Origin of the sequence: Rhodococcus sp. 14-2483-1-1, assembly GCF_002259335.1 — a bacterium.
Taxonomy (GTDB): Bacteria; Actinomycetota; Actinomycetes; order Mycobacteriales; family Mycobacteriaceae; genus Rhodococcoides.
In genome coordinates, this window is sequence record NZ_NPFX01000022.1 from 121286 (window position 1) to 137046 (window position 15761).

At 64.9% G+C, this 15761-nt stretch carries 12 protein-coding genes; 3 read left to right on the forward strand and 9 right to left on the reverse strand.

Annotated features, from left to right (window positions below; genetic code table 11):
* Positions 1-254 precede the first annotated feature (254 nt).
* The 3 genes from CH294_RS21630 to CH294_RS21640 are packed head-to-tail and all read right to left on the reverse strand — an operon-like array spanning position 255 to position 3843.
* Positions 255-1691: a GuaB1 family IMP dehydrogenase-related protein gene (locus tag CH294_RS21630; protein WP_037150357.1), complete on the reverse strand. Its 1437-nt coding sequence runs from the start codon at positions 1689-1691 to the stop codon at positions 255-257.
* A gap of 11 nt (positions 1692-1702) precedes the next feature.
* Complete coding sequence (locus tag CH294_RS21635; protein WP_094739056.1) at positions 1703-2602, reverse strand: DMT family transporter; 900 nt, start codon at positions 2600-2602, stop codon at positions 1703-1705.
* Entirely contained in the window at positions 2599-3843 is a 1245-nt protein-coding gene (locus tag CH294_RS21640; RefSeq protein ID WP_249305439.1) for a DEAD/DEAH box helicase, read from the reverse strand. The genes CH294_RS21635 and CH294_RS21640 overlap by 4 nt, the downstream gene beginning before the upstream one ends.
* A gap of 262 nt (positions 3844-4105) precedes the next feature.
* On the opposite strand from CH294_RS21640, the gene CH294_RS21645 reads away from it, so the two are divergent.
* The gene (locus tag CH294_RS21645) at positions 4106-4567 is read left to right on the forward strand and encodes a DUF4262 domain-containing protein (protein ID WP_052058377.1); all 462 of its coding nucleotides are present in this window, start codon (positions 4106-4108) and stop codon (positions 4565-4567) included.
* 66 nt (positions 4568-4633) lie between these two features.
* Here CH294_RS21645 and gndA read toward each other — a convergent pair whose 3' ends face one another.
* The 4 genes from gndA to CH294_RS21665 all read right to left on the reverse strand — a co-directional run bounded on the left by gndA (position 4634) and on the right by CH294_RS21665 (position 9662).
* A complete protein-coding gene (gndA, locus tag CH294_RS21650; protein WP_037150360.1) occupies positions 4634-6085 on the reverse strand; it encodes an NADP-dependent phosphogluconate dehydrogenase in 1452 nt (483 codons plus the stop codon).
* A gap of 165 nt (positions 6086-6250) precedes the next feature.
* On the reverse strand, positions 6251-7885 hold the full coding sequence (locus CH294_RS21655; protein WP_249305461.1) for a DEAD/DEAH box helicase: 1635 nt from the start codon (positions 7883-7885) through the stop codon (positions 6251-6253).
* Between the two features lie 380 nt (positions 7886-8265).
* On the reverse strand, positions 8266-9222 hold the full coding sequence (locus CH294_RS21660) for a M56 family metallopeptidase (protein ID WP_032403466.1): 957 nt from the start codon (positions 9220-9222) through the stop codon (positions 8266-8268).
* Between the two features lie 23 nt (positions 9223-9245).
* Positions 9246-9662: a BlaI/MecI/CopY family transcriptional regulator gene (locus CH294_RS21665; RefSeq protein WP_032377940.1), complete on the reverse strand. Its 417-nt coding sequence runs from the start codon at positions 9660-9662 to the stop codon at positions 9246-9248.
* Positions 9663-9863: 201 nt separating this feature from the next.
* On the opposite strand from CH294_RS21665, the gene CH294_RS21670 reads away from it, so the two are divergent.
* Together CH294_RS21670 and CH294_RS21675 are read left to right on the forward strand one after the other, a co-directional pair.
* A complete protein-coding gene (locus tag CH294_RS21670; protein WP_094739058.1) occupies positions 9864-11165 on the forward strand; it encodes an alpha/beta hydrolase-fold protein in 1302 nt (433 codons plus the stop codon).
* 128 nt (positions 11166-11293) lie between these two features.
* Positions 11294-13816 carry a DUF2156 domain-containing protein gene (locus CH294_RS21675; protein WP_094739169.1) on the forward strand — a complete coding sequence of 841 codons (2523 nt, stop codon included), beginning with the start codon at positions 11294-11296 and terminating at the stop codon, positions 13814-13816.
* Positions 13817-13822: 6 nt separating this feature from the next.
* On the opposite strand, the gene CH294_RS21680 is transcribed toward CH294_RS21675, so the two are convergent.
* Both CH294_RS21680 and CH294_RS21685 read right to left on the reverse strand, forming a co-directional pair.
* Positions 13823-14692 (reverse strand): ABC transporter ATP-binding protein, encoded by an 870-nt coding sequence (locus CH294_RS21680; protein WP_032403464.1) that lies wholly within the window; start codon positions 14690-14692, stop codon positions 13823-13825.
* The gene (locus tag CH294_RS21685; protein ID WP_230592516.1) at positions 14689-15684 is read right to left on the reverse strand and encodes an iron chelate uptake ABC transporter family permease subunit; all 996 of its coding nucleotides are present in this window, start codon (positions 15682-15684) and stop codon (positions 14689-14691) included. The genes CH294_RS21680 and CH294_RS21685 overlap by 4 nt, the downstream gene beginning before the upstream one ends.
* Positions 15685-15761: the final 77 nt, after the last annotated feature.

Below are 15761 nucleotides of genomic sequence, written 5' to 3' on the forward strand. Positions count from 1 at the left end.
GGTTTCTCTCCCGGCTCGATAGAGGATCCCTCCGAAGTGGAACTCTCGTCGTGCTGCTCTGCAGTTGCCGGACCGGCAACCGAAATAGTGGGTGCCTCGGGCACCTGATTCCCTTCTGTATGGTCCGCGCTGTGACCCCACCCGTGCGGGACCTACGATTCGACGGCACCCAGGCACTTACGTGATCGGCCTCGGGCGCACAGCGAGCGCGGACAACTGTGATTGCTGTTGAAGAGTCTAACCGTGAACCGGGGTCACCACCCGGACGGCAGGGGGCGCCCCTCGGCGAATCCGGCTGCGGACTGAACTCCCAGAACTGCGCGTTCGGCCAACTCGGGAAGACTGCGGGCCCCTGCGTAGGTGCAGGTGCTCCGAACTCCGGCACAGATGTGATCGATCAGATCTTCGACGCCGGGGCGATCGGGATCCAGGCGCATCCGAGAACTGGAAATGCCCTCCTCGAACAAAGCCTTACGGGCTCGGTCGAACGCACCGTCGGTGGCGGTACGTGCGGCGACCGCCCGCTTGGACGCCATGCCGAAGCTCTCCTTGTATCGATTGCCCGACGCGTCCACTCGGAGGTCTCCGGGCGACTCGTAGGTTCCGGCGAACCACGAGCCGATCATGACGTTCGCGGCTCCTGCGGCCAGGGCGAGCGCAACGTCACGGGGGTGCCGCACGCCGCCGTCGGCCCACACGGATGCTCCCAGTTCTGCTGCTGCAGCGGAACAATCGGCCACTGCCGAGAACTGAGGGCGCCCGACGCCGGTCATCATCCGCGTCGTACACATCGCGCCGGGACCGACACCGACCTTGACGATGTCCGCGCCGGCCTGCACCAGATCGCGCGTACCTTGCGCAGACACCACGTTCCCGGCAGCGAGGGGCACTCCGAGATCGAGAGCGCGTACTGCAGCGAGAGCGTCGAGCATCTTCTCCTGATGTCCGTGGGCTGTGTCCATCACCAGAACATCGGCACCGGCTTCGACGAGTGCGGTCGCCTTCTCCGCCACGTTGCCGTTGATGCCGACGGCCGCGGCGATCCGCAGGCGCCCCGATGCGTCCACGGCAGGGGCGTAGATGCCCGTCCGAACCGCGCCGGTTCTCGTCACGACACCCGCCAGCGAGCCGTCGTCCTCCACGACTACAGCCAGGTGTGCATGTGCCGCTTCGATCTTCTCGAACACTTCCTTGGGCGACGCGTGGCGGGGAACGCGCACGAAGTCGGCGGACGCCACGGAACTGAGCCGGGCGAATCGGTCGACGTCGGTGCAGGCGCTCTCGGTGACGACTCCGATGGGCTTGCCGTGTTCGACGATCACGACCGATCCGTGAGCTCGCTTGTGTACCAGCGCCAAGGCGTCGGACACGGATGCGTTCGGCCCGAGCACCACTGGTGTGTCCGCGATCAGGTCACGGCTCTTGACGAATGCGACGGTGTCGGCGACGGCCTCGGTCGGCAAGTCCTGAGGGATGACGGCGATGGCACCGCGTCGGGCGACGGTCTCGGCCATTCGTCGACCCGATACTGCCGTCATGTTCGACACCACGATCGGAATGGTCGTTCCCGAGCCGTCCACCGTGCTCAGGTCGACGTCGAAACGCGAGGTGACATCGGTTCGGTTGGGGACGAGGAAGACGTCGTCGTAGGTGAGATCGTAGGGCGGCTGGTGACCATCGAGGAACTGCACGTTGATCGAGACTACCGGTCGGGTGAAGTTCCTGTGTTCGACGCCCGGTCCGACGCCGTCGAATCGGCAGTGTTCGCCGCCTGAGTTCGCGACAGGAGGACGGTGGTGACGATCATGACGGCCACCGCCACCACGATCGTCGCCAGGGCTGCGCCTTCGGTTCTGATTCTCTCGTCCAGGACCGTCACTCCGATGAACGCTGCACCGAGGGGTTCGCAGATCGTGACGGCCGGCATCGATGCGGACAGCGGCCCCACCTGGAACGCGCGTTGCTGCAAGTAGAAACCGACAACACCGGATCCGATCAGGGTGTAGGTCTGCCATGCCGTCAGTGCTGCAAGTGGATCGGCGTCGACGAGATCGGTCGCGAATTTGGTGAGAGCTGCAGCAAGTCCGAACAACAGACCTCCTGCAGCTCCGAGAAGCAGGGCCCGCAGGGCGGGGGAGGACAGCACCAGGCCGCCCACTGCCGCGCCGCCGATCACGACGGCGGCAACGATCAGAGGCACGATCCACGCTGCGAGAGGAGCGTCGGTTGTGCCTTCGCTCGGGTCACCCACCACGATGAAGACCGCGAGAGCGGCGGCGAGGAGAAATGCGAGTGCCCAGGTCGACCCAGGCAGGGAGCGGCGCGCGAATTTCGCCGACATCGGCAGCGCGAACAACAGGGCAGTGACCAGCAGCGGCTGCACGACGAGGACCGAACCGACCCAGAGCGCCGAGATCTGTACCGCATAGCCACCCCCGTCTCCGACCACGCCCATCCACCATCGGGGACTACGAACGAGGGCAGACACCAGCGACGTTCCCTCTGGAACGGACGCAGCGGCGCTCTGCTGCGCCACCGCCGCGCACGCGAACAGGAATGCCGAAATCAGAGCGAGTACAACCGACAACCAGGGCGAGGTCACCCGCGTCGTCCTCGGCCGGTGCCCCGACTGCCTCCGGTTCGCCCCCGTCGTTCGTGCCGCGCGGGTGCGGCCCCCCGCCGGGCCCCACGCTCCGGCAGATCACCGCGAACGGATCCGGACGTGTCGGCCGGATTCGACAGTGGTCTGCCGATGGGGGTGCGAGCGCCGGTCATGCGGCGCCACGAGACCGGGTCCGCTCCGGTATCGACGACGGTGGCCGAGATTCCCGCTTCGTCTGCCATCGCACGCACCCGAGCCAACTGATCGTCGGTAGCCAAGGTCACGACGGTTCCGCTGGCCCCGGCTCGCGCGGTTCGGCCTGCGCGGTGCAGGTAGTCCTTGGAATCCATCGGCGGGTCGACGTGCACCACCAACGTGACGTCGTCGACGTGCACACCGCGAGCCGCGACGTCGGTTGCGATGAGAGCGGCCGAACTGCCGTCCGCGAAGGCGGCCAGCGAACGCGTGCGGTGCGCCTGAGTCTTGTTGCCGTGCAACGACGATACGGGTACGCCCAGTCGGCGGCACTCGTCGGTGAGTCGATCGACCGCGTGGGTGGTACGGACGAACAGCAGCGTTCGACCGTCTCTGTTGGCAAGTGCGGCAGCTACTTCGGTCTTGTGCGCGCCATCGACCTCGAACACGTAGTGCGCAATGTCGGGCACGCTCACCGATTCGGCAGTGGAGTGCTCCGCCGGATCGTCCATGAACCTCTCGACCAGGCGGTCGGTGTCCTGGTCCAGGGTTGCCGAGAACAACAACCGCTGGCCGTCGGGCGGAGTCGCGGCCAGCAGCGATTCGATCTGGGGCAGAAACCCCATGTCCACCATTCGGTCGGCTTCGTCGATCACGGTCGTCTCGACGCGATTCAGCGCGATGGAACGTCGCTCGAGCAGGTCGTTGAGACGGCCGGGGGTGGCGACCACGATGTCGACACCGCGTTGAATTTCGCGAACGTTTCGTTCGAGGGGGACACCGCCCACGACACAGACGGTGCGCAGGCCGAACGTGGCACCGTGCAGGTCGAGGACCTCGTGGATCTGAAGTGCGAGTTCCCGAGTCGGTGCGAGCACGAGCCCACGCGGTGCCGCCGGCTCGCTTCGACGACCTGCCAGCCGTACGAGCAGTGGTAGTCCGAACGCAAGCGTCTTCCCCGATCCGGTCGGGGCGCGTCCGAGTACGTCCCGGCCGGCAAGTGCGTCGGGGACGGCAGCAACCTGGATCGGAAAAGGGTGGGACACACCCGCATTCTTCAGCGAATGTACGAGAACCACCGGGAGCCCCAGGTCTGCGAACGATGAAGCGGGTGGAGTGGAGCCTGCGGAACGCCCCTTCGGTGATTGACCCGGCATAGCTGTGACCTTACCGCCGCGTCGAGCGCGCATGGAATCTTCTTGTCGGTGCCGCGCGCAATACTCTGCCGTAGAACGCACGTTCGAATGCGTTCGACATCGCGGTTGCCGTGGGGGCGACCGCTCGCCGAGTGGGGGAGCTATGTGCAGGATGTGTGACGGCTACGGCGTCGACGAGTACATCGGAGATGTGAAGAGCGCCATCGATCGATTCGGATGGGCCTTGCAGTACGTCGAATCGGAGGTCGACCGGGACGGTATCCATCCGGCGTTCTGCTACACCGTCGGTCTCACCGGTTTCGGCAGTCCGGAGATCGTCGTGACGGGTCGCGACCCGAACGAGTCTTCACGAATACTGAATGCGCTCGGCACTTCGGTAGCATCGGGGCTGTTGGAGGTCGAATCTGGAATCGGCTGCTGGGCAGCAGGATTCGAGCTCTTCACCATCGACGTACCGGATTGTGCAGACATCCTCCACGCGGCATCGGACGTGTACGGCAAGGGGTGCTTCAGCGCCGTTCAGGCCGTGTGGAAGGGCTGCGACGGTTCGTTGCCGTGGGAGGGCATTCCCTCGACGGTGGTCCAACCGGTGCTCGGTCCGTTGCCCTACTGACTGCAGTCGTCCATGAACCGGTGGCGCCGCGCGAAGGACGCTGCGCCACCGGAGGACGAGTGTCGGTCAGGCCTCGATCTCGGAGCGATCGCCACTCCAGAGGGTGTGGAACTTTCCTTCCGAGTCGGTTCGCTCGTAGGTGTGGGCACCGAAGAAGTCACGCTGCCCTTGAGTCAATGCCGCAGGCAGACGCTCTGCCCGCAACGCGTCGTAGTACGAGAGAGACGACGCGAACGCGGGGACCGGAATGCCCAGCGAGGCCGCAGTGATGACGACGCGACGCCAGCTGTCGATGGCGTTCTCGATGGCGTCACGGAAGTACGGTGCCAGGATCAAACTGGGCAGCTCGGCGTTGTCGTCGTACGCGTCCTTGATGCGGTCGAGGAACCGAGCGCGAATGATGCAACCGCCTCGCCAGATCGTGGCCAGGTCGCCGGGATGCAGATTCCAGTCGTATTCGGCGCTTCCCGCGGCGATCTGGTCGAAGCCCTGTGCGTAGGCGACAATTTTCGACGCGTACAGCGCTCGGCTGATGTCGTGTGTGAACTGCTCCGCGTCGGTGGGCTTGTCCGCAAGGGCACCCGAGGCCAGCCCGACGGCCGCCTTGCGCTGCGCCCGCGACCCCGACAGCGCCCGGGCGAAGACTGCTTCGGCGATACCGGTGACGGGAACACCCAGATCGAGTGCGGCCTTGACGGTCCAGCGGCCGGTGCCCTTCTGCTCGGCGGCGTCGACGATCACGTCCACCAACGGCTGACCTGTCTTGGCGTCCACCTGGCGGAGCACCTCGGCGGTGATCTCCACCAAATAGCTCTCCAAGTCACCGTTGTTCCACTCGGTGAACACGTCGGCGACCTGCGCCGGGGTGTAACCGAGGGCGTCGCGGAACAGGTTGTACGCCTCGCCGATGAGCTGCATATCGGCGTATTCGATTCCGTTGTGCACCATCTTCACGAAGTGGCCGGAGCCGTCGGGTCCGATGTGAGTGCAGCATGGCGTGCCGTCCACCTGTGCCGCAATGGACTCGAGCAGCGGACCGAGTGCCTTGTAGGACTCGGCCGGGCCGCCCGGCATGATCGACGGGCCGTTGAGAGCGCCCTCCTCGCCTCCGGAGATTCCAGCACCGACGAAGAGCAGGCCGCGCTCCTTCATGGCAGCCTCACGACGGATGGTGTCGGTGTAGAGCGCGTTGCCACCATCGATGATGATGTCGCCCTCTTCCATCGCGCCCGCGAGTTCCTCGATCACCGCGTCCGTCGGGTCGCCCGCCTTGACCATGATGAGGACCCGACGCGGCTTCGCGAGCGCAGCGACGAACTCCTCGATGGTTTCGGTACGGATGAAGTTTCCCTCGCTGCCGTGCTCGGCGATCAACGCATCGGTCTTGGCGACACTACGGTTGTGCAACGCGACGGTGTGCCCGTGATGAGCGAAGTTGCGTGCGATGTTGGAGCCCATGACGGCGAGTCCGGTGACTCCGATCTGAGCCAGTTCTGTCGGTTCTGCTGCTGAGGTCATACAGACAGCTTTCCCTGCCGAGCGGCGTCGCGCGAGCCAACCCCCCAGCAGAACTCAAACCTGGCCGTGGACAACGACAAAAGGTGCCGCATTCGCGAAGAATGCGACACCTTATGTCGTCGAAATATGCTCCGGTCGATTCACGACCGCACGGTTACGTACCGATCAGTGGCTACGAGCCGGACCGTCGAAACCGTCGTACGAGCGACGTTCCGTGCGGCTGCGGAAGCCACCCGAACGGTGCTCGTCCTGGCGGGGAGCGGATGCCGGGCGACGGTTGTCCGAGCCCCGGTTGTCGGAGCCGCGTCCTTCGTAGCCCCGGCTCTCGGAGCCGCGGTACGAGCTCGAGTCGGTGCGACGTGGGCGGTCGCCCTGGTAGCCGCCCTCGCTGCGCGGGTTGGAGCCCTGGTATCCGCCGCTGGAGCGCGGGTTCGAGCCCTGGTATCCGGTGCGGGGGCGGTCACCCTGGTAACCGCCTTCGCTGCGCGGGTTGGAGCCCTGGTATCCGCCGCTGGAGCGCGGGTTGGAGCCCTGGTATCCGCCGCCGCTGCGGGGGTTGGAGCCCTGGTATCCGCCGCTCGAGCGCGGGTTCGAGCCCTGGTAGCCGGGACGGCTGTTGCGATCGCGGGGCGAGGACTCGGCGCGCAACGGCTCACCGGTGGGCTTCTTCGCGCCGGTGATGCTGTTGAGCTCGGCCGAACCGGGCGAGACGTTGACAGCCGTGGCCTTGACGCCGGCCATACCGGTCAGACGCAGAACCTGACGACGCTGGTTGGGGAGCACGATTGCTACGACGGTGCCCTTCTCGCCGGCGCGTGCCGTACGTCCTGCGCGGTGCAGGTAGTCCTTGTGGTCTGCAGGCGGATCGACGTGAACGACCAGGTCGATACCGTCGACATGGATTCCGCGAGCGGCAACGTCGGTGGCGACGAGGACGGGGGTACGGCCGTTCTTGAAGCGCTCGAGAACGCGGGTGCGCTGATTCTGTGCCTTGCCACCGTGCAGTGACTCCGCGGCGATACCGAGCGCACGAAGGCGATCGGTTATTCCGTCGCAGCCCAGCTTGGTACGCGCGAACATGATGGTGCGGCCGCCTTCGCGGGCACCGATCTCGGAGAGAACCAGATCCTTCTGACCCCGGTCGACCATGAGGACGTAGTGGTCCATGGTCCGGACGCTGGCCTTGCCGTCCTGGGTGGAGTGCTCGACGTGGTCGGGCAGGAACTGGCGGACCAGCGACTGAACTTCACGATCGAGGGTTGCAGAGAACAGCATGCGCTGTCCGTCTGCCGGAGTGTCGGCGAGGACGGCACGCACCTCGGGCAGGAAGCCCATGTCGGCCATCTGATCGGCTTCGTCGAGTGCGGTGATCTCGATGGAATCGAGGATGCAGGTGCCCTGACGAAGGTGATCGGCGAGGCGGCCGGGCGTGGCGACGAGCACGTCCACTCCGCGTCGGAGCTGCTCGACCTGCTTGTTGAACGGGGTGCCGCCGACGGCAGGCATCACGCGCAGGCCCTGCGCGTTGGCGTAGGGAGCGAGGGACTCCACGACCTGGAACGCAAGCTCCCGAGTGGGAACCAGTACGAGCGAACGCGGGCGCTTGGCGGCCGGTCGATCGGTGTGCAGCGACAGGCGCTGAAGGATCGGCAGGCCGAAGGCGAGGGTCTTGCCCGAACCTGTCTGTGCCCGGCCGAGAACGTTCTTGCCGGCGATGGCGTCGGGAAGAGCCTTCTCCTGGATGGGGGACGGCACGGTGATCGAGTTACGCGCCAGTGCGGCGACGACAGCCTCGGGCAGTCCGAGCTCGGCGAAGGTGAAGGCCGGTGCCGCTACGGGCGTCGGGACTGCCGTGGTGTCGGAAGCGGTGGAAACGGGTGTGTTGGAAACAGCGTGGGTCACGCAGTAAAGCCTCTCCGGATTACGGGCACGCCAATAAGCCCGAAGCTGAGAGCACCCGAACGAGAAGGGAAACACGAAAAACAGCCAGAACACATTGATACGAGCCAGGGCACTGTCACCTGGCCATCGATATGCGGATGAGAACCGCATAAAGTGGGGCTGTTTGTGCCATTTCGATTGCTAGGTCGCGATGGCGACCGAGGTCCACTCTACGGGATGGATCGCGAATTGTTCACCCCGAGTCGATGTGACCTGTGCGACGCCGAACGGCCGTGAGCTCACCCGACCAGCTTGCTCAGTTCCTCCAGCCATGGCATCGCCACGTAGATCGTCGGAAGTACGAGGATCACCACAGCGGTCGCGTATGCAACCGCGGCGATGCGGACATCGCTGCCGGGACCGCTCAATCGCTGCACCCGGATGAGGGTGTGTGGTCCTCCGGCCGCCATGGCACCTCGCGGTGCGGTGGACCCTGCGCACGCGACCAGTGCCCGAGCCAGCGGGGTGGGTCCGGTCACCTTGACCGCCGAGTCGTCGGCCAACAGCTCGACCAACAACTGCACGCTGCCCAGAGCCGACTTGCTTCGCACGATCCTCGGGAATGCCTCGTTTACCGCGGTGAATGCTTCGAGGACCAAGTCGTGGCGGGCACGAAGGTGCGACCGTTCGTGGCTGAGGATGGCGGTGATTTCGGCCTCGCAGAGATTGGCGAGCGTTCCGCGACTCAGTACCACCCTCTGACGCAGACCTGGCAGGCAATACGCGATCGGCTCGGCAGCATCGAGTACGCGGATATCCGCATCGCGCAGACTGCGAAAGGGATTCTCGTTCAGGTTGTTTCGATCCAGCAGGTCGACGAGCATGCGGTGTCGAGAGCGGCGACGACGGGTTCGGACCGCCACCTGAACAACCGAGAACATCAGCTTGGCACCGATGCCGAGGGTGATCGCGAGTACGACCACGTACAGGATCCACAGGGGAAGGCCGAGCGCGTCGATTTCGTCGGTGGGTGCTGTGGTGGGACGACCGTCCGGGCCGGGAACCAGAAGCAGTCCGCCGATGGCGAGACCTGAGCTGAATGCCGAGAGCACGGCGGCCAGTGCAATTGCCTGCCACAGAACCAGCGCCGCACGCGGGGACCGATACGGCCAACTGGCGCGAGCGAGCACGGCTGGCACCGGCCCCGCCAGAATCAGCGCGAGTACCGCGAATACCAACGCAGTCGTCGAGTTCATGTCCTCACTTACTACGGCGAGCGTCAGTCCGTCGGACGGCCTTCTCCAGCCGAAGGGGACTCTCTCGTCGATTGTGCCACTTCCAGAGCGGCGAGTGCCTCACGGAGTGCGGCGGCTTCGTCGGCCCCCACCTGTCCGACGAAGTGGACGAGTGCGGCAGCGCGTCCACCGGACGCAGGTGCCTGCGACAACGCGTCGACCATCAGGCTGGCAACCAGCTCGTCTCGTCCGTGGAGGGGCGCATACCGGTGAGCTCGGTCGTCGCGCTGCTGAACGACCAGCTTCTTTTTCGCCAACCGCTGCAACACCGTCATCACCGTCGTGTACGCGAGCTCGCGATGCGTCGCGAGTGCTTCGTGTACCTGTCGGACGGTCTGGGGATCCGTCGACTCCCACAGATGGTCCATCACTGCGCGCTCTAGTTCACCAAGACCAGCCATTCTTCGTACTCTACGGCTACTCCGACGCTGATGCGTACTACCCGTGGTAGTACCTACCGTCCCGGCAGTGTGGGTTCGGTCATAGTCCTGGCGTCTCGAATCGACGGGTCTCCACGGGGAGCGCCTCGGGGCGAATATCCTTCTCACGTGATCGTGCCGCCCCGCGGCCCGACTCTTCGAGAAGTGAGCGGAGACGCAAGAGTGGAGTGGTTCGATTCTCTGTCGTTGATCGACGGCCCGGTACCGGTGATCGTGTCCGTTCTCGGCGCGCTCGGTGGAGTGTGGTTGGTCGTCTCGTCGTCCCGGCGATACTCGAGACGCGCACTGCCGATCGCGGCGACGGTCGCGATCGTTGTCACGGCTGTCGGTTACGTGGTGGTCGAGAAGGTATGGCGACCGTTTCCGGATCCGGTAGCCACCTCGATCTACGTCTGGATCGGCGTGGGTCTCGCCGCACTGTTCGCGGTGGTTTCCCGGTTGCTCGCAGCTCGTGGGGTGCTGGGCAAACTGACGACGGTGGTGGCAGCGGTCCTCGTGGTCGCGGCTGCGGCGCTGCACGTCAACCTGGAGTTCGATGCGTACCCCACCGTGGGCAATGCCCTCGGAGTCGAGTCCGCTGCCCGCATTCAGTTCTCGGATGTGCCGGCCGCAGTGGCGCAGACCGTCAGCGGTACGCCCTTGGATTCTGTGTGGACCGCACCTGCTGATCTGGCGGCCGCAGGACGAGTCACCTCGGCACCCATTCCGGCCACCGCGTCCAACTTCTCTGCCCGGGACGCCGAGATCTATCTGCCGCCTGCGTACTTTGCCGATCCTCGCCCGTTGCTGCCGGTCCTGGTGTTGCTCGCCGGTCAGCCGGGTGCGCCCGAGGACTGGCTCAACGGCGGAAAGCTCGCCCAGACCATGGACAACTTTGCCCGTGACCATGCCGGTCTTGCGCCCGTTGTGGTGGTCGCGGACGGCACCGGGTCATCGATCGCCAATCCACTCTGTGTCGATTCGCCGCTGGGGAACGTGGACACGTATCTGTCCCGGGACGTTCCCGATTGGATCGACGCCACCTTGCAGGTGGACCGCGATCGCGCTCACTGGGCGATCGGTGGATTGTCCTACGGTGGCACGTGCTCCATTCAGATGGCGACCAATCACCCCGACGTCTATCCCACCTTCCTCGACCTGTCGGGTCAACGCGAGCCCACCCTCGGGGATCGGGATCGAACCGTGCAGCAGGCCTTCGGCGGAAATTCTGCGGCATTCACCGCGATCAACCCGCTCGACCTGCTCAAATCGCGTCGGTACCCCGACTCGGCCGGTATTTTCGTCGTGGGCGCGGACGACAAGGATTACAAACCGGGTCAACAAGAGATGTACAACGCGGCGAAGGCCGCTGGAATGGATGTGCAGTACGTGGAAGTACCTGGCGGACACAGCTTCGCAGTGTGGTCGGAAGGCCTGCGTCGTGAACTCCCATGGCTGGCAACGAGAACAGGGCTGACTTCGTGAACGTGACCGAGCCGGAGCTACCCGCGACAGCCACCTCGTCGTCGGCAGAGGCCGACGCAGGCGACGTCGCCGGACCTTCGTGGATATCGAAGCGAACCAAGGCGTTGAAGTTGGGATCGTCCGCAGCGATGCGTCAGATTCGCAGATTGTGGTCGCTCATCGTGTTCGGAGCGGTGGGGGCCCCGGTCAGTTTCACGTTGCTTGCGATCGTGTGGTTGACCGGTATCGCTGCGGCCGTGTTCGACGATCGTGGCGAATTGGACAAGAACTTCGCTGTGGGCATCATGCCGTTCGAGCACTGGCACCTGTGGACCCCACTGACCTCGGGATTGACGGCTCCCAATATCGCCGGTTGTGTGGTGGCGACCGTTGCGGTTCTGCTCGCCGCTGCGCCTATCGAGCGCCGGACAGGGTCCCGTCGCTTTGCCATCGCTGCGTTCGTCACCCAGGTAGCCGGTTCGCTACTCGGTCTCGGTCTCGCCGCTCTGGCCAAGACCTTCGATGCCGATTGGGGTTTCCGGCTGCACGTCGGAACCGCGGTAGGCCCGACGACCTGGATATTCGGCGTGGTGCTGGTTGCGACCTCGCGGATGGATACGTTGTGGCGCAGACGGATCCGCGTCGGCGTGCTGGCACTGCTGGTGACGTTGGCCCTGTTCGGTGGGCACCTGCAGGACGTGGTTCGACTGGCCGCCGCGGTGATCGGTCTCGTCGCGGGGCCGTGGATCGTCGGTCGATCGGCGCGTGGCCCTCGATTGGCGGGTACCCAACGCGAAGGCCGCGTGCTGGTTGCGCTCATCGTTGCTGCCAGTGCCTTGGGTCCGGTGCTGGCGGCCCTGAGCCCCAACGCTGTCGGTCCGTTCGCCGTCCTTCGAGATGTGGTTCGCGGAGTTCCCTACACGGCAGCCGAGGTGCGCGAGATTTGTGCCGATGCGACCACCGATCCGGTGGAGTGCCGTCGCGGTCTGCTCGATCTCAGGCTCGGCGGCGTCGGTCCGACGATTCTGAGCATCATGCCCTCCCTGTTCTTGCTGGTGATCAGCGACGGCCTTCGGCGTGGCAGGCGTTTCGCGTGGGCTCTGGCGATGGTCTCCCAGCTGATCCTGCTCGCACTGTCGGTGGCCAACTTCGCAATTCGGTTCCTGGAGGCCGGCGACGACCAGTCGCTGTTCTACGGGCTCGAATCGCCGACCGCGTATCGCACCGCGGTGCCGTTCTTGCTACCACTGATCGTGTTGGTGGTTCTCTTGGTCACGCGCAAGTTCTTCGACGTGTCGGCGCCCTCGGGCACCTACCGGCGGTGGGCGGCGTCGGTGATCGGGGTCGGAGTGGGACTCGGCGTGGTCTACACGATCGGTGGGTACCTTGCGCGCGGCGGCTTTGCCGATTCGCCCTCGTTCGGTGGTTTGATGTTGGACTTCCCGCAGCGCCTTATTCCGCCTGTCTACCTGCAATGGCTCGAACCCGCTCTGTTGCCGCAGAGCATTCCCACCACCTTGCTGTTCGAGTGGACCGGCGTGGTGTTCTGGTCGGTGGTCTGTGTTTTCGCTGCGAGCACCTTCCTGACTCCGGTGTACGGGACGGAGACCGACGCGACCGAACGCGCGCGCGGACTGCTCATGGCGAGCAGCGGTTCGGCGCTGTCGTGGATGACGACTTGGCGCGGAAACAAGTACTGGTTCGGTCCCGACGGCCGCAGTTACGTCGCCTACCGCGTCATTTCGGGTGTAGCTCTGACCACCGGCGATCCAGTGGGTCCGCGAGAGTCGTTGCGGGACAACGTCGTCGAATTCGCCGAGTTCGCGTCGAAGAACGGCTGGATACCGTGTTTCTATTCCGTCACCCCCGATGTTCGCCGCATCACCGATTCTCTCGGCTGGGGCGGAATCCAAGTGGGTGAGGAGACGGTTCTGGACCTGGACGGAATTGCCTTCACCGGCAAGCGTTTCCAAGACGTGCGCACGGCACTGAATCGGGCGAAGAAGGCGGGTGTCGTAGCCGAATGGATTCGTTTCCCGTCGGCACCACTGGCCATCACCGATCAGATCACCGCGATTTCGGAGGAATGGGTAGCAGACAAGGGCATGCCCGAGATGGGGTTCACCCTCGGCGGTCTGGAGGAGGTCGACGACGAGAACGTCCGCTGCCTGATCGCGGTCGACGAGCATCGGACCGTGCACGGCGTGACCTCGTGGATGCCGGTGTACGAGAACGGCGTCATCGTCGGATGGACGCTCGACTTCATGCGTCGTCGTTCGGAGGGCTTCCGGCCGACGATGGAATTTCTCATTGCGTCGGCTGCTCTGTTGCTCGAGCAGGAGGGTGCCAGATTCCTCAGTTTGTCCGGCGCACCGCTGGCAAAGGTCGACGAGAAGCAACCCGAACACGTCTCCAGCGCCGAGCAGTCGACGCTGTCGGGACTACTCGAACGGTTGCTCGACGTGCTCGGACGCACACTCGAACCCGTCTACGGATTCCGTTCTCTCCTGGCATTCAAATCCAAGTTCCAGCCTCGCTACGAACCGATGCACATGACGTTCGCAGATCCGGCAGCACTGCCCAGTATCGGTAACGCGATCGGTCGGGCCTACTTGCCCGACGTGTCGATCGGTCAAGGGTTCAAGCTGGTGCGCACCATGATCGAGCGGTGACGGCTGCTAGACGGCTGTGGATGGGCCCGCGGCAGAGTCGTCCGCGGACCTGACAGGCCCTCCGACCGACCCGTACACGTGCCGGGTCCCGATCGGAACGATGAGAGGTCGATCGGACATCGGGTCTTCGATCACGGCGGCCTCGAGGCCGAAGACGTCGAGTAACAACTGCTCCGATACGACGTCCTGAGGTCGGCCGGAAGTAACGATCTGCCCCTGCTTCATGACGATCAACCGGTCGCTGTAGCGAAGTGCCAGATTGAGATCGTGCAGCACCATCACGATCGTCCGTCCGAGCTCGGCGTGCAGTCGATCGACGAGATCGAGGACCTCGATGGAGTGTGCGAGGTCGAGGTACGTCGTCGGCTCGTCCAGCAACAGGATGTCGGTGCCCTGGGCCAGCGCCATGGAGATCCACGCTCTCTGACGCTGACCGCCCGAGAGTTCGTCGACGGGTCGGTCGGCGAGGTCGCCGACTCCGGTCAACTCGAGTGCGTTCGCCACCTCGGCCTCGTCGTCGGAGCTCCACTGCCTGATCCACGATTGGTGGGGATGACGACCACGTGAGACGAGGTCTGCGACAGTCAGACCTTCGGGGGCGGTCGGGGCCTGCGGCAGCATTCCGAGAGTCCGGGCAACCTCTTTGGTCTTCATCGAGGAGATCGCTCGGCCGTCGAGCATTACACTGCCGGCCTTGGGCTTGAGCAGGCGACCGAGCGAACGCAGGAGCGTCGACTTCCCGCAGCCGTTGGGTCCGATGACCGTGGTGATGACTCCTGTGTGAATTTCGAGGTCGAGATGCTCGACGATGGTGCGATCGCCGTAACCGAGGCTGAGATCCTGCGCGATCAGACGCGAGGGGTGGCTGGTAGTCATACGGAAGCCTTTCGATTACTGCGAACGAGAAGGTACAGAAGGAACGGTCCGCCGAGGGCCGAGGTGACGATGCCGACCGGAAGTTCGACCGGCAGGATCGTTCGAGCGATCAGATCGCTTGCCACGACGAGCAATCCACCGAGCAGCGCCGACGCAATGATGGGCGGACCAGGCGTGCGCAGGATTCGGAGTGCGATCTGCGGCGCTGCCAGTGCAACGAATCCGATGGGTCCGGCCGCGGCGGTCGCGATGGCGGCGAGAGCGACGGCGGCCAAGAGCATCATGGCCTGGCTGTGTTGCAGGCGTACTCCGAGCGATCGGGCGTTGTCGTCACCCAGGCGTAGCGCGCCCAGGGTGAACGTCGCGATGACGGTGCCACCGCCGACGAGTACGACAGCGGCCGCGACCGGCCAGACCGACGCCCAGTTGGCACCGTTCAGCGAGCCGTTGAGCCAGACCTGAGCGCGCGAGACGTCGTTGATGTCGGCGCTGATCAGTAGCCATCCGATGACGGCAGTGAGCATGGCGTTGACCGCAATTCCCACCAGGATGAGCCGGAAACCGTCGACACCTTTTCGCCAGGCGAGGGTGTAGATCGCGATTGCGGTGAGCACACCGCCGATCAGTGCCGCAAGCGGCAGGCCCAGAGTAGCGAGTAGACCGCTGAAGCTGCCGCCTCCGCCGAGCACGATCAGTGCAACGGCTGCGGCACTGGAACCGGCGGTGATACCGAGAATGTCGGGGCTGGCGAGCGCGTTGCGGGAAATCGACTGGGTGATGGCTCCGGAGATACCGAGGGCAGCTCCGACGAGGAGGCCGGTGAGCGATCGAGGCAACCGCAGATCCATGACGATGAAGCGCTCGATCCTCGAGCCGCCTCCGAGAAGTACGTCGAGAACCTGTGCGATCGACAGAGGAAAGTCACCACGTCCGATGTTGATGCACATCACCAGCACGAGGGCTGCCGCCAGCAGGACGGTGGCGATGACCATCAGCGGTCGCCGGACCAGAGAAATGGGGCCGAGACGAAACGCGGGCCGGGCGCGAACGACGCCCTTATCGGACGACG